This is a genomic window from Chitinophaga sp. SVR4-12A (assembly GCF_056754765.1).
In genome coordinates, this window is record NZ_JBPGWP010000002.1 from 929968 (window position 1) to 944736 (window position 14769).

At 49.8% G+C, this 14769-nt stretch carries 12 protein-coding genes; 6 read left to right on the forward strand and 6 right to left on the reverse strand.

What is annotated here, in order from left to right:
* Positions 1-3 precede the first annotated feature (3 nt).
* Both ACR9Y8_RS30175 and ACR9Y8_RS30180 read right to left on the reverse strand, forming a co-directional pair.
* Complete coding sequence (locus ACR9Y8_RS30175) at positions 4-1716, reverse strand: tetratricopeptide repeat protein (RefSeq protein WP_481217023.1); 1713 nt, start codon at positions 1714-1716, stop codon at positions 4-6.
* Positions 1717-1827: 111 nt separating this feature from the next.
* Positions 1828-2562 carry a class I SAM-dependent methyltransferase gene (locus ACR9Y8_RS30180; RefSeq protein ID WP_481217024.1) on the reverse strand — a complete coding sequence of 245 codons (735 nt, stop codon included), beginning with the start codon at positions 2560-2562 and terminating at the stop codon, positions 1828-1830.
* A 128-nt stretch (positions 2563-2690) separates the two neighbouring features.
* Between ACR9Y8_RS30180 and ACR9Y8_RS30185 the strand changes: the two genes are divergently transcribed.
* The 5 genes from ACR9Y8_RS30185 (at position 2691) to ACR9Y8_RS30205 (ending at position 7012) form a co-directional block, all read left to right on the forward strand.
* The gene (locus ACR9Y8_RS30185) at positions 2691-3275 is read left to right on the forward strand and encodes a hypothetical protein (RefSeq protein WP_481217025.1); all 585 of its coding nucleotides are present in this window, start codon (positions 2691-2693) and stop codon (positions 3273-3275) included.
* Between the two features lie 121 nt (positions 3276-3396).
* Entirely contained in the window at positions 3397-4140 is a 744-nt protein-coding gene (locus tag ACR9Y8_RS30190) for a peptidase associated/transthyretin-like domain-containing protein (RefSeq protein WP_481217026.1), read from the forward strand.
* Positions 4133-4828 (forward strand): DUF2461 domain-containing protein, encoded by a 696-nt coding sequence (locus ACR9Y8_RS30195; protein WP_481217027.1) that lies wholly within the window; start codon positions 4133-4135, stop codon positions 4826-4828. The genes ACR9Y8_RS30190 and ACR9Y8_RS30195 overlap by 8 nt, the downstream gene beginning before the upstream one ends.
* Before the next feature lie 47 nt (positions 4829-4875).
* Positions 4876-5853: a 3-keto-disaccharide hydrolase gene (locus tag ACR9Y8_RS30200; RefSeq protein WP_481217028.1), complete on the forward strand. Its 978-nt coding sequence runs from the start codon at positions 4876-4878 to the stop codon at positions 5851-5853.
* A gap of 145 nt (positions 5854-5998) precedes the next feature.
* Positions 5999-7012, forward strand: coding sequence for a DUF6528 family protein (locus tag ACR9Y8_RS30205; protein WP_481217029.1), 1014 nt, complete (start codon positions 5999-6001; stop codon positions 7010-7012).
* 72 nt (positions 7013-7084) lie between these two features.
* Here the strand turns inward: ACR9Y8_RS30205 and ACR9Y8_RS30210 are convergent, their stop codons facing one another.
* Entirely contained in the window at positions 7085-7567 is a 483-nt protein-coding gene (locus ACR9Y8_RS30210) for a tetratricopeptide repeat protein (RefSeq protein ID WP_481217030.1), read from the reverse strand.
* Between the two features lie 32 nt (positions 7568-7599).
* Positions 7600-11028 carry a HEAT repeat domain-containing protein gene (locus tag ACR9Y8_RS30215; RefSeq protein WP_481217031.1) on the reverse strand — a complete coding sequence of 1143 codons (3429 nt, stop codon included), beginning with the start codon at positions 11026-11028 and terminating at the stop codon, positions 7600-7602.
* Positions 11029-11197: 169 nt separating this feature from the next.
* Between ACR9Y8_RS30215 and ACR9Y8_RS30220 the strand changes: the two genes are divergently transcribed.
* Positions 11198-12220, forward strand: coding sequence for a DUF2167 domain-containing protein (locus ACR9Y8_RS30220; RefSeq protein ID WP_481217032.1), 1023 nt, complete (start codon positions 11198-11200; stop codon positions 12218-12220).
* Between the two features lie 86 nt (positions 12221-12306).
* On the opposite strand, the gene ACR9Y8_RS30225 is transcribed toward ACR9Y8_RS30220, so the two are convergent.
* Both ACR9Y8_RS30225 and ACR9Y8_RS30230 read right to left on the reverse strand, forming a co-directional pair.
* Positions 12307-14196, reverse strand: coding sequence for an FtsX-like permease family protein (locus ACR9Y8_RS30225; protein WP_481217033.1), 1890 nt, complete (start codon positions 14194-14196; stop codon positions 12307-12309).
* On the reverse strand, positions 14160-14735 hold the full coding sequence (locus ACR9Y8_RS30230; protein ID WP_481217034.1) for an ABC transporter permease: 576 nt from the start codon (positions 14733-14735) through the stop codon (positions 14160-14162). The genes ACR9Y8_RS30225 and ACR9Y8_RS30230 overlap by 37 nt, the downstream gene beginning before the upstream one ends.
* Positions 14736-14769 lie beyond the last annotated feature (34 nt).

The window sequence follows — 14769 nt, forward strand, 5'->3', positions numbered from 1 at the left end:
TCTTTATTTCTTCGCCAGCTGATGCTGTTGTTTTTTTAAATACAGCCTCGCGCTTTCCAGTTCTGGGCGGTCTGAATTGACAGTAATACTGGCCAGCTGCGCATAGTATTGTTTTGCTTTTGCGGTATTGTTAGATCTCTCTGCAGCTGTTCCGGCGCCGTAAAGCCCGTTAAAGCGATTAGGGCGCTCTTTCAGGTCTGCCTCGTAGGCGGTGAGTGCCTCCTGCGGCCTGTTCATCTGCAGCAACAGATCTCCCAGCAATTCCCTGGCGGGCAGGATCTCGCCCGGGGTAACGGGCAGCTTCTGGATATGGTCTTCGATATCCGCCGCAGCGCGCATCAGCCGCAACGCTTCCTCATTCTTTGCTCCTTCCTTGAATAAGAGCCAGGCCTGGCAGGACTTGATCTGGATCTGCAGCTGGCTGGCCTTATAGGCGTCTTTCTGCGCTACCAGCGTATCATGGATCAGCTGCAGCTGCCGCAGCTCTTCCCTGGCGGCATCAAAACGGCCGGTATGGATGTTCCCCAGGGAGCGGGCGTAATAGGTAATAGCTTTGGCCCAGGAATGCTCTTTCCAGGGAAAACTGGCGGGCCCCGGTGTTTGCAGGGCCGCTGCTTCCTTCCATAGGCGGTTCTCCAGTACGTAGCGGGCAGGAACGGCGGCCAGGGAATAAGCTACTTTGAAACTGGCCGGATGTATGTCTGTCATCGTCTTAAGATAGTCGCATTGTTCCTTCGCATGTACATTATCCGCCTTTTGCAAATAGGCGTACACCAGGTAATCCACTCCGTGAAGCTCTTCATCCCAATGTCCTTTAATGCCCATATTTTCTCCGTAGCACCTGGCAGCGCTGGTAGCCACCAGGTTGGATTGTATATCCTCATCCCAGAGCCCCAGCCGCGTGAAGATATGCGAAGGCATGTGCTGGGCGTGCGCAGAAGAAGGCGCGATGGAGGCATAGCGCTTTGCTGCGGGCAGCGCCAGCTTTGCGAGTGCTGCATAGTCGTAGCTGTGGATGATATAGTGCACTACGCCGGGGTGATCCGGTTTGTATAGATAGATGGCTGATAAGAGCGCGCCGGCTTTTCGCTGCCTGCGAAAGGTGGTGTCTGCCGGGCTGGCGGCGCCGTTCAGCGCCAGGGCATAAAAAATGGCGGCTTCCGGGTCATCGGGATAATCAGCATACACCCGTTCCATGGCCTCTTCAAAACGTTGGCTGCGGGTGGCGTGATCGCTGATGTCCCAGTTGTTGTAGAATGCTGCCACGGCATTGATATAGGCGGATTCTCTTGTGGAGCTTTTAAGAGATTGTGCGATGGTGATCGCCTTGGCGCCTTTTTCCAGTTCATCCTGTGTGGGAGGCGTCCAGAGGGGATGAAAATTGCTCATAGCTACTCCCCAGTAGGCCATGGCGCATCCCGGTTCTTCGTCGATGATCTTTGCAAAGACCTTCTCTGCCTCGTCGTATTCGAAGGAGTGCAGCAATGATACGGCGAGATTAAAGTCTTTTTGTACCTTCTCCGAGCAGGATGTTTTAAAGCTTACCTCGCCCAGCCGTTTATCAGGCGGCCCGCAAAGTATTATCTTTCCTCTCTTCAGATCGATAGCGCTGATCGCTTCAGTAGTGGGGATCCTGTTCTTTTGATGGCATGCCGCAATGAAGAATACGCATGAACCGGCAATGAACAGTACTAAGTCCCATGGGAACTTTTTCATGTCGTGGTACGTTTGTGGGGTTACTGTTTAAAATAAATCAGCCAATTTATTTTAGCTTGAGGCATAGATCTGTACCGAAGTTAAATAAATTGGCTGATTTATCACAATGAATTATGGCGCCGGATAGGTGGTATCTCCCACCAGCTCCGGCAGTTCAACGCCGTTCCAATCGAAATCATTTACCTCTTTTACCTTCCTGCCCAGGAATTCCACGTGGCAGTACAGTCCGTACACGGGCTTCAGGCGCAGGTATTCATCTGCCAGCGAGGAGAAGCGGCCAACAATAGGATTAGACATACCGGTTTCAATACATTCGATGCCAAGCGCAGGGGAGAACAATGCTTTCATCCCCATATCGCTGAACTGGAAAAAGTTCCAGGGCCTCTCATGAGCGGAAAAGGAAAAATGGGTCTCCACAAAGACAACGCCGCCCACCTTAAGCAGTTTGGCGATCTCTGTGGCTACCACCCACGGCATGGCGAAATGTTCAAAGCAGGCGGAAGAATAGATGATGTCGAATTGCTGCCCCTTAAAATAGGAGGAAAGCTTGTGCGCATCTCCTACCACATCTACATTTTTCCCGGGGTAAAAGTCAAAGCCAATGTATTCGGCCTGGGAAAAGGCCTCCCTGGCGCCGGAAGAGCCGGTTACCTCCCGGCTGCCGATCTCCAGGATCCTGGTACCGGGTTTGTTACCGATGTTGTAAAGGTACTGTTGCCAGTTTTTATGACTGACCCGGTCAGACATCGGCATGTTCTTTACAAGGAAACGCTTGTCAAATTTGGATTCAATGAAGGTAGGAAGCTTAAAGCCTGCCTGTAGCACTTTTAATAGGATCTTTTTCATTTTGCTAATGAATAGTGGCGTAATAATGCCTTAAGAAGACAGCGCACATTTTATCCATGGTTGGGGTTGATAACTGATATTTTATTTTTTTTAACAGTGTGAATGCCTTAAATTTTCCCGAAAAAAAGATGGCAAGTAAGGTATTTTCCCGGCTGGTGTTTTGTTTGCTGCTTTTATTCGCCGCCAATAACGTATCCGCGCAATCCACTCCGGCTGTGACCGATGTCTCCAATCACCTGCTGGACTGGCTCAAACAGCTCAACGCAAATTTTGATAAATATTATACTCCTGAAAAGGGACCCGATCTGAAAACGCGGGTTGCCCTGCTCAAAGATGACCTGACCACTTATATGAAAGCCCGTAAGAAGCTGTCAGACAGCCTGTTCAGGAATAACATCGCCCCCGGCAAAAAGGACCCTGTTAACCAGGAATCCCTTAAAACCAAAATGAGCACGGTCATGGGCCGCTTACGGGATGTGACGGACCTCACCAACAAAGAGCTGCGCGTAGAAGGCGACAAGCTGAATGATGAGATCTACAATGCCCTGTATGGTGAGCCTGCCCGCTACATCTCTTACCTGGACGCTTTCCTGGGCGGCGCCGACGTGACAAAAAAAGACCTGGCAGTAGATGGCAGTGCGGTATACGGCCGCTTCGAGGAGTGCGTGAACAACCTCTCCGCCGTGCAGAGCAAGATCGAGCACAGAATGTAGCTGCAGCGGTTTAGATATAATGAATTGTTAATATTTTTGCTGCGCTTGTATAATTTTTTATCCTGTCTTAGATTGAGACGAAATGAGGCGCGCTATTCTGTTACGAAAGACAGTTATCATCATGGTTTTACTCCTGTTCCGGCTGGCAGCCAGCGGCCAGGTACAAGTGTACGGAACGGTATATGACCGTTCTGCCCGCTTTGGCATGGAAGGAGTAAGCGTGAAGACCAATTCCGGCGCCGGCACCGTTACCGATTCCTTCGGACGCTACAACATCTGGTTGCCGCTGGATGATTCTATCAGTTTTTCCTACCAGGGTAAGTCCACCCAGAAATTTGCCGTGAGGGAGCTCCGCCGCGGCCGCGCTTTCGATATGAGCATCCATGTAGACATCAAGACATTGCCTACGGTGGAAGTCATTTCCAAACCGCACACCCATCAGCTGGATTCTATAGAAAACCGGAATGAATACCGCAAGGTCTTCGATTTTGAGCGCGAATATCTCACCAGCAATGGCATGGGTGCAGGCGTGAACCTGGACCTGCTCTTTGGCATGAAGAAGGCAAAAAGAATGGAGCAGTTCAGGCGGCGACTGGAAGCACAGGAACGCGATAAATATGTTGACTACCGTTTTAACAGGGGCCTGGTAAAACGGATCACCGGCCTGCAGGCGCAGGCGCTGGATACTTTTATGTTGCAGTACAGGCCCAGCTATGAGATGTTGTTATGGTTCGAGAACGATTACGAGTACTACAAATACATCCGCGACGAAGGCTTTGTACTTTTCAGAAATGTGGAGGCGGGAGCATCCACTGCAGGGACAATAAATTTATACACTCACATTATTACGTCAGGCAATGGCTAAGCAAACAGCAGCTGGGATATACCAGTCCAGCTTTGATTTTTTAAGTGCGTTAAAACAAAACAATAACCGCGACTGGTTCAACGATCACAAGGCACAATACCAGGAAGAACTGGAGCATATGGAACGCTTTGCAGATGCCCTGCTCACACAGCTCAATACGCATGATCTGATAGAAACTCCCTCGGGTAAGAAAAGCCTGTTCCGTATTTACCGGGATACCCGTTTTTCCAGTGATAAAACACCCTATAAAACTTACTGGAGCGGTAGCTTTAAACGCGCTACCAAACAGCGGAGGGGAGGATATTATTTCCAGATAGAGCAGGGCAACAGCTTTGTAGGCGGTGGCTTCTGGGGGCCGGAGGCGCAGGATCTGAAACGTATCAGGGATGATATTGCGTTTGATGCGGCTCCGCTAAGGAAGATATTGAAGAGTAAATCGTTCACATCTTTATTCGGTTCCCTGGAGGGAGAACAATTGAAGAAAGTGCCCAGAGGCTATGCCGCAGATCATGAGGCGGCCGATCTTTTGAAATACAAACAGTTTCTGCTGATCAGGAGGTTTACGGATAGGGAGGTAGTAAACGGCCAGTTCCTAAAGGAGGTCGGTCTCACTTTCAAAGGCATGCGGCCCTTCTTTGATTATATGAGCGAGGTGCTGTCAACGGATGTGAATGGGTTGGAGGACTAGGATATAAATGTTATCTTGTTTGCTGCTTACAATTATAATTACTTCATATGCTGAAAAAATTCCTCGTATTTGGTATGAGCTCCTTATTACTGATGGGCTCCGCCGGATCAGTACTGTTATCAGGCCGTTCTGCGCATGCCGCAACAGCGCCTGCAGCAGACTATAAAGAGCTGATCGGCCGTTGGGACATTACCGTTGATGAGAACGGGAAAAGCGTTCCTTCCTGGCTGGAAGTGAAACTCTCAGGTACCCGTACCCTGGTAGGATATTTTGTGGCTTCCTCCGGCAGCGCACGCCCGGTAGCCAAGGTGAATTTCAATAACGGGAAATTCGACTTCACAATTCCGCCACAATGGGAAAAAGGCGACCAGGACTTTGTAATCAGGGGAGAGCTGACAGGCAGCGGCATAGAAGGCACCATGGTGACCAGCGAAGGAAAGGAATACAAATGGAAAGGTGTGAAAGCGCCCTACCTGAAAAGGACCGCAGCACCGGTTTGGGGTAAGCCTGTTAACCTGTTCAACGGCAAGGACCTTTCCGGCTGGAAAGCAGTCGGCAATACCAACCAGTGGGTAGTAAAGGATGGCATACTGACCAGCCCTCATTCCGGCGCTAACCTGATCTCTGAGCAGACCTTCGATGATTTTAAACTGCATGTAGAATTCAGGTATCAGAAGGGCAGCAACAGCGGCGTGTACCTGAGAGGCCGTTATGAATGCCAGATAGAGGACAGCGATAAAGACACGCATCCCTCTAACGTATTGTTTAGCGGTATCTATGGTTTCCTGACACCCAGTGAGATCAATGCCCTCGGTCCCGACCAGTGGCAGTCTTATGACATCACACTGGTAGGCCGTATGGTTACCATCGTAGTGAATGGTAAAACGGTGATCAATAACCAGGAAATACCCGGTATTACCGGCGGCGCTTTAGACAGCAATGAAGGCGCGCCCGGCCCGATCTATTTCCAGGGAGATCACGGACCGATAGAGTTTAGGAAAGTAGTGATCACGCCTGCTAAGTAGACGTAACTCGTTGATATTATTAAACCCGCGCCAGCCGCGGGTTTTTTATTTATATTAAAGTTTTATTATTATATTACAATAAGGCTGCTGCTGTCAGGCAGATAGTCTTATTGTACCATTTATCCTTTATTCTAAAAAACTTTCTATGAAACCTGTATTTGTAGCATTATCGCTGCTGCTGGCCCTTGCCTGCAAGCAGGAAAACCTCCGTCCCTCCAACCCTGATCCTTCCCACACAAAGACTGCTGATGTAAACGCGAACATCGCTGCCGCAGCCACGCCGAAGGAGATCATTATCTGCGACCAGAAGAACGCCCGTATCATCATGGTAGATGTGGCCAATGGCAACGCCATTACCTGGGAATGGAAAGCCACGGCTTCCTATGCCATGATCCGTTCCGGTGCACAAGGCTGGTTCTCTAATCTCAGCGATGCCAAGCTGGTGTACAATGGCGCTTATGTACTGGCTACCGCCTCCGGTGGCGGGGTGGCACTGATCAATGTCAGCTCAAAGAAAGCCATCTGGTATGATTACGCAGGCGGTAACACACATTCCGCCGAGCTACTGCCCAATGGCAACATCGTAACGGCTTCTACCACCGGCGGTTACCTGATGATCTTTACGACAGACAGCTACATCAACGATCAATCTGCCCAAACGGCGCCGATCGCTTTTGAGGACGTGCACAATGTAGTCTGGGATCATGCCCGCCAGCAATTGTATGCTGCAGGCCTGAACAAGCTGAAGGTATTTACCTACAATAACAGCTGCACGGCTCCAAAGCTGACCCTGAAGTCCACGTATACCATGCCGGAGGGCAATGCGCATGAGCTGTTCCCGGTGTATGGCAGCACAACAGATCTGTGGCTGACCAATTCAGGGCATATTTACAAGTTCAACGTAACAACGGGCACGTTTACACTGGTGAAGACCATCAGCGGTGTAAAATCAGTAACATCTGGTCCGGCGGGTTATGACACCATTATGGCAAGGGCAACCGGCGCAGGCGGGGAGACATGGAGAACAGATCAGATCCTGGATATTAACGGCGCAGTAGTATATAAGAATACTTCACTGGGTTTGTATAAGGCGCGCTGGAAGCTGGTGAATACGTTTAGCTATCCGGCAGAGGATAAGTTTCATGAGTGTACGCATTAAATAAGCCGAAGTAATAAAAAGAGGCTGTCTCTACTGTACGTTTGAGACAGCCTCTCCATTTTTCTGAGTGATTTATTGCATGCTGGTCACCATGCGCAGTGCCGTCGTAGCAATAATATTTTCAGGATACTTTTTCAGTATATCTTCATACATCTTTTTGGCCTCATTGCCTTTCCCCGTCTGTGTAAGGCAGAAGGCAATGTTACAGAACGCCATTTCCCTGTAACACATTCTGGAAGCGCTCAGCAGCACCAGGTACCTCCATTTGTCAATCCATGCATATCTTGTAAAAAAGTCTGCACTCCTTTGAAAACGGGGAATAGCTTCTTCAAATTTTCCCTGCTTTGTCAGTTTTATGCCCTTCCGGTGTTCCTTTGCTATCAGCATCTTCGATAAGTATGCCAGTGCAAAAAAAGTCAGTCCGGCATAAATACCTTCGTTCCCGTCGTCAAGATCTAACTTATCATAAAAAAAGACCAGCAACGCGATTATCAGCATGTGCGGGATAACAGACAACCATGCGATCTGCCTGTTCATAGGTACTTTAGATGCCATTATTTGAATTTTATGACAAAGTTAAGGCTGAATTAATTATTCTCCTTCAAGGTCGCCAGAAAGCTTACCACATCCCTTATCTCTTTCCTTGACAGGATTGCCTTCATATCCGGCATGCTTGATGACGCATACTTCTTTTCTACGATCTGCTCATTCGGGATCACCTTGTCAGGTTCCGTACCTATCTTTAGCTTCAACCCTTCTTTACTTTCACCTTCCAGGATCCCCGTAAGATTCTGGCCGTCTTTGAGCTTCAGCGTGATCATACCAAAGCCCGGCGCCAGCCGCGCACTGGGAGAGATCAGCGCTTCCAGGATCTGTTTGCGTGAAATGCGGTTTGCCACGCCGTTGAGCCTGGGGCCTGCATTACCGCCTTTATCATCAATCGTATGACAACGGATACACTGCGAATTCTGGTTCTGGAAAAATACCTGTCTTCCCTTATGAGGATCACCGCCTTCCAGGCTGCTGGTATAGGAAGCCAGCAAGGCATCCGGTGACAGTTTGCCGCTGATCTCTTTATAACGGGCGATCAGCTGTGGGGAACGGCTGCTGTCTATCGCTTCACCCAGTTCCAGGAGGATGCCCGAACTGAGTTGGTTGTTAGCCATTTTATTCAGCAAGCCTTCCAGGGTGGACTGTGTTTCTGCTACGGGCAATTTACCCAGCGTAAGTACCGCCGCCTGTTGTTCTTCTACAGAGCGTGTGTTGATCACGTCTGCCAGTAGGCTTACCATTACTGCTTTGGAGATATTCATTTTCTCCAGCAGGTCGAGACCGGCTACACGTACGTCTTTTTCTTTATCGGCCAGGGCCAGTTTGATGCCCTGTTCTCCCAGCGGATCCTGCAGCGCTACCAGCGCTTTCAGGGCTTCTACCCGCATGGCCGGCTCGCGGTCGCTTTTCAGTACGGCCAGCAAAGGCGCGGCAGCCTGTTTGATCTGCAGCTTGTTGATTGCTTTGGCAGCGCTGAGCCTTACAGGCAATGTTTTGTTTTGCAGTAATGCAGTCAGCGTTTCGCCGGATTTATTCACAAGCGTAGCAGGATCTCTTTCGATCACGCCCCTGTAACGGCCGTCTACACGGTCTACCACAGAAGGTTTGGCCCATCCGCTCAGCGCATCAATTGCTTCTGCCCTCATGGCCGCGGGAGCGCTTTCTTTCTGTGCATATTGAAGCAGGTTTTGCAGGGTAGCGTCTGTGCCTACACGAAGATTGGCATTAATGGCGCGCCTGAGCAAAGCTTCGTTTTTAAAGCTGGTGCTGTTAAGTATATTGGCCAGTGCGGGCAATGCGTCTTTAATAGAAAGATCGTCATTGATAGCGCGGGCGGCCTCTGTTACCACAAATTCGTCTTTATCATTCAGGAACTGCGCCACACCGGGATGCGCCATTCTTCTGAGTGCCACTACGGCGGCTATTCTCAAGGCGCGGGATGGGCTGGAAGATAATGCCACCAGCGGATCGGCTTTGCCGATGCGGGCCAGGGCCAGGGCGCCGGCATGGCGAATGTAAGCATCAGCATCATTATTGGCTTCCAGGTAGGCGATGATCGGCTGAATGGCCGGCTCGTATTTAATTCTTCCCAGGGCTTCTGCCGCAAAGAAACGGGCGCGGCTGCTGGTATCTTTTAACACGGGGATCAATGCGGAACCGGCGTCGGCGTACTTAATGTCGCCAAGCCATTTGGCCGCCTGTGCGCGGATCTCAGGATCGCTATCTTTCAATACAGGTAGCAGTGCCGCGGCGTACTTTTTATCCTGGCGGGCCAGCTGGCTGATGCCCCAGATAGCGTGTACCCTTGCCAGTTGGTTAGCTGTTTGTTTGAGCGCCTGCAGGAAGATTTCGTTACCTTTTCCCTGGCGTTTCACCAGTTCAAACTGCGCTTTCAGCCTTACACGCATATCAGGATTGCTCAGCAGTTCGCCTAATTCGGCTTCTTTGCGTTGGGAGAAATCGGCGGCCAGGAGCGCTTTGGTTGTCTTACGTACAGGATCCAATGCGCCGGTGCTGTCGTCCAGTTTCCAGATGCGGCCATAGTTGTGGGTATCCCATCCATCGATCCAGTCGGCTACGTATAATGCGCCATCTGGTCCGAAGTCAAGGCCGGTGGCGAGAATGCCGCCTACTACTTTCTTATGTTCACCCAGCTCAAAGGTGGCGCCTTTAGGTTGTAAACGAAAACTGTGAATGCCGGAATTGGAGGGATTGCCTACAAATTCGGCGATGAAGAAGGAGTTCTTATAAGCAGCGCCCAAAGCGGTTCCGGGGTTGTATACCATACCGGCAGGACCGCTTACGAAATTGCTGATACAGGGCGTGATATAAGCTGCCTGTCCTTCAAAGCGGGGCAGGTACATCTTTTCATCCATCCACACTTTATAGGTATTGTTCTCCGGGTCACGGTATTTGCCGTATTGCCAGTTGCTGCGCCATCCGGCATCAGAGCCGTTCACAATATATACCAGGCGTTCTTTTTCGCCGGGGTGATCGCCATCATTGTCTTCGCTGATCAGGTTCCCATATTCATCAAATACAAACTCGTGGGTATTGCGAATGCCGGAGGCGAATATTTCAAAGTCGCTGCCGTCAGGGTTAGAGCGGGCGATCACACCGCAGTTGGGATATTCCCATTTGGTGCCATCCGGGCCTTTACCATTAAAGCCGATGTCGCCGATCTGCCAGTAGATCCTCCCGTCGGGGCCCATTTCAACACCTGACATGCCATGGCCGCTGAAGCCTACGTGGATACCATAACCATGGGAGATAGATGTCTTTTCGTCGGCAATGCCGTCCTTGTTCTTATCTTTTATCCGCCAGAGATCCGGTGCAACAGACACATAGAGATCATCGCCTTCGGCAAGGACGCCGCCGGCAACATCGGTCACTTCATCATTAAAGTCTTCTACCACGTGTTGTGAAAGGTCGGCTACGCCGTCGCCGTTGATATCTTCCATGCGGTATACGTGCTCTTTCTCAATGGTGAGATCGCGCCAGTCACGTGAGCTGTCGCCATTCAGGTCTTCCAGCCATCCGTTCTTTTTGCTGTTCTCGGGAGAGAGCTCCTTATGCAGGAAAGCACGCCTGTCTTCTACCGTTTGCAGGGCGATGGAAGGAATTTCCCAATCGCGGTGCCCGCGTATATCAAATTCGGAGTGCTTTTGCCGGTCGGTAGTGGTGTAATACAATCTGCCCTGGTCGTCGATATCGATCGCGATAGGGGAGATCACCAGTGAGTCGATGCCCCAGAGCTGAAGGGACAATCCCGGCGCCAGTTCAGGCTTTACTTTGGATCCAATGGAATCCGCCAGGTGGGCGGTTTTCGCGGTATCCATCTGGTAGATCTTTCTGTCAGCCGGTTTTTCCGGCTGGCCGCAGCCTGGCAGCAATACAGCCGGCGCCAGTAAGGTGATCACAATCAATGCTTTGATCCTATCAGGCGAAGCAATCAGTCGTTTCATTGTAGAATTTATATAGTTTCGTTTAGGTATTTGCATCAGGAAGGGGATAAGATAGTCCAAAAAAACACCAAATGCAAACCGCCTGACACATAAGTTGTATCTTAGACACATATTTCTTTTTATAAAATATTTGTCGCATTTTGTAGCGTACAAAAATCCCTATCACCTTATGCTGAAATACCTCTGCCTGGCGGGTTTACTGCTGGCGACAGTGGCTGTTAACGCCACGCCTATAGAAGACTCTACCCAGGTCCTCGAAGATTTTGAAGATTATATTGATTCTGTTAGAAACGCCCAACATTACGAAACGGGCCTGATCCATTTACCGGGGGGTAAAGCAGAGATCAAAGTACCTGCAGGGTTTAAATTCCTGAACAAAGAACAAACTATCTCCGTGCTCACCAAGGTTTGGGGCAACCCGCCGGCGACCGCTGAAAACGCATTGGGAATGATCTTCCCGGAAAAGGATGATCCGTTTTCCGACAGCAGCTATGCGTTCATCGTGAAATACGAAGATATCGGCTACGTAAAGGATGACGATGCGGAGAAGATCGATTACGGTGAAATGCTGAAAAACATGCAGCAGGAAGAAAAGGAAACCAATGAAGAGCGGGTGAAAGCAGGTTATTCTACCATTCACATCGTGGGCTGGGCGCAGAAGCCCTTTTACGACAAGGAAAAGAAGGTATTGCACTGGGCTAAAGAACTGAAGTTTGGCGACCGGGAAGGCGCACACACCCTCAATTACGAGATCCGTATCCTGGGCCGTCACGGTATTCTCTCATTAAACGCCGTTTGTACCATGAAGGAGCTATCCCTGGTAAAGGCGAATATCGACAAGGTGTTGCCGATGGCAACCTTCACCGACGGCAATACCTATTTTGATTTCGATCCAAAGATCGATAACGTAGCTGCCTGGACCATCGGCGGCCTGGTGGCAGGTAAAGTGCTGGCGAAAGTTGGTTTCTTTGCTATTATTCTGAAGTACCTTGGCGTGTTGTGGAAATTTATCTTGTTAGGTTTAGCGGCCCTGGCAGGTGTGTTTAAGAAGCTGTTTAACCGCAAGAAGGACACAACAACATACGAAACTAACGACGCAGTAGCAGCTACAACGGAAGGAGTTCCTGCTATTGAAGCAGCAGCTGCAGAAGAGGAAAATAATTCAGGCGAGGATACGAAACCTGTAGTGTAAGACAACGATATATTAACAGGATACTAGGATCATCTTCCATGATCATAGTATCCTGTTTTTTTTTATACTTAATAATTTCAATCTGCTCATTCTGTACGTAAGCTCTTCACCGGATCCGCAATAGCCGCCTTGATAGCAGAATGTCCAACCGTTAGCCACGCAATCAATATGGAACCAAGCAGTGTGGCCAGGAAGAAGCCCGGGCCCATCGTTATCCGGTAAGTGTATTGCTGCAGCCATTGTTGCATAACATACCATGCTAGTGGCGCGGCAATGAAGAATGCAATGGTGATAAGCAGGGTAAATTCCCGGGAAAGCAGCAGGATAATATTGCTTACCGGTGCGCCCAGCACTTTACGGATGCCGATCTCTTTTCTTCTGCGTATGGCCATGAACGATACCAATCCGTATAATCCGAGACAGGAGATAAAGATCGCAATGATAGCAGCTATTTTGTACAGGCGGGAAAGCTGGCTTTCCTGCTTGTAATAGTTGGCAACCGTCTGATCAATAAACCCATATTCAAATACATAGTCCGGGAAGACTTTGTTCCAGACGGCTTCGATCGCTTTCACGGCTGTTTGCTGCCTGTCGGCCACTATTTTGATATTGGCCGTCCGATAATCCTTTTTCATGGTAGTGAGCACAACGGGGGCAATGGGATCGCGGAATGATTCTACATGAAAGTCTTTTACTACGCCGACAATAGGGCCGGTCCTTCCCATTACGTTGATCTCTTGTCCGATAGCCTGCTCCGGTGTTCCAAGGCCGAGTTTTCTCAACAGCGTTTCATTAACCATGAATTCCCGTATGGTATCGGAGGGATAGTAGACCCGTCCCGCAGCCAGCTGTAATTTGTATATGCTGAAATAGCCGGTGTCTGCAGGTTTCATGTTCACAATAAGGTCGGCTTTTTTACTGTGATTGCTGGCTAAGCGAAGGTCTGTGGACCAATCGCCCGCACCCGCTGGTGCAAATATACTTAAGCTCACCTCCCTGACGCCTGTCTGGCGTAGCAGCTCTTCGCGCAGCAGGTCAACTTTTAAGCGGCTGGCGCTGTCGTTCGGAAAGCTGGCAGTCAGTATCGCTTCCTTACTGAAGCCCATGTTGGCTTTGCTGAAATAGTTCATTTGGGCGACTACTACCAACGTGCCGGTAATGATTACCTGGGCTATTGCAAACTGAAGAACTACGAGGCTTTTCCGGAGACTAATTCCTTTTATGTGCTCCGCTGCTACTTTTCCTTTAAGAGCATTGACGGGATTGAAGCCCGATAGTACCAGCGCCGGGTAAAAACCAGAAAGCAGGGTAACCGTTAGTAATGAAATCAGCAGGAAGACAATAACGGCAGGTGTTTTAAGAATATTCAGTGAAAGCTGTGCCTGCAGGAGGTTGTTCAGGAACGGCAGGCAGATGAGAGCAACAAGGATCCCGCCTATCATGGCGATCAGACAGGCTATACCGGTTTCTCCGAAGAACTGCAGCAGCAGCTGCCCGCGGTTACTGCCCAGCGCTTTTCTTACGCCTACCTCCCGGGCGCGGTTAATGGCGTTGGCTGTAGACAGGTTAATGAAGTTAACACAGGCAACGATCAGCAGGAACAGGCCGATAAGCCCCAGCGCTGTCACCAGGTCTTTACTGAAGGTATGGTTGGTGAAATTACCCAGGCGGTTATCGGAATGGATCTCTTTCAGGGGCTGGAGGATGAGATTGTAGCCGGCATGATCTTCCGGCACGTGTTTGCCTACAAAAGCAGATAGCAGGTGATTGAATTGAGCGGGAGCGTTCCCAGGCCTTAACTGTACAAAGCAATAGTTGTTGTCAGTGATATCCACCCAGTTGCTCATTTCGGAGCTGGTGCCCGCGCTGATGTACGAGATCACCAATCCTAAAGGGAAATCGGTATTGGCAGGAGGGTTGTCGATGATACCGGCGATCTTTATATCAGTACCATAGGCTTTAATGCTTTTTCCCACCGCTTTTTCAGGGCTACCGAAATATCGGGTGGCATAGTCCTCGTGAGCATAGCCGTATTGGGCTCGCTCAGGGCGCTGGCTGCATTGCCTTCAAGAACGTGAAAGTCAAACATATCAAAGAAGGATGGCTCGGCAAAGAAGACGCCCTGCCGTTCCTTGAATTTCTTTACAGGTGTTTCATTGGTACCTGGGATAATCACCTGTACATTGTAGTCGCCACAGATGGCAGCAACGTTTTGCAGCTGCGGATAGTCCGTTTTTAAGCCCTTGCTGACGGGGAAAGGAACGCCTGTGCGGTATGATTTTGTTCCCTGCTCTTTACCTTCTCTTACCACGCGGTAAATGAGGTCTTTTTTTGCGTGGTAGCTATCAAAGCTTTGTTCATAGCTGAGTACGAGAAATATCAGCAAAGCGGCGCTGAATCCAACTGTCAGCCCGAAAATATTCAGGAAGGAATGGCTTTTATTCCGGAGCTGGTTCCTGACGGCGGTCTTGAGGTAGTTGTTGAGCATGCAGGGCGGGTACAAAGCGGATGCCATGTTCGTAGAGGGATAATAATCAATGGAATGTGGA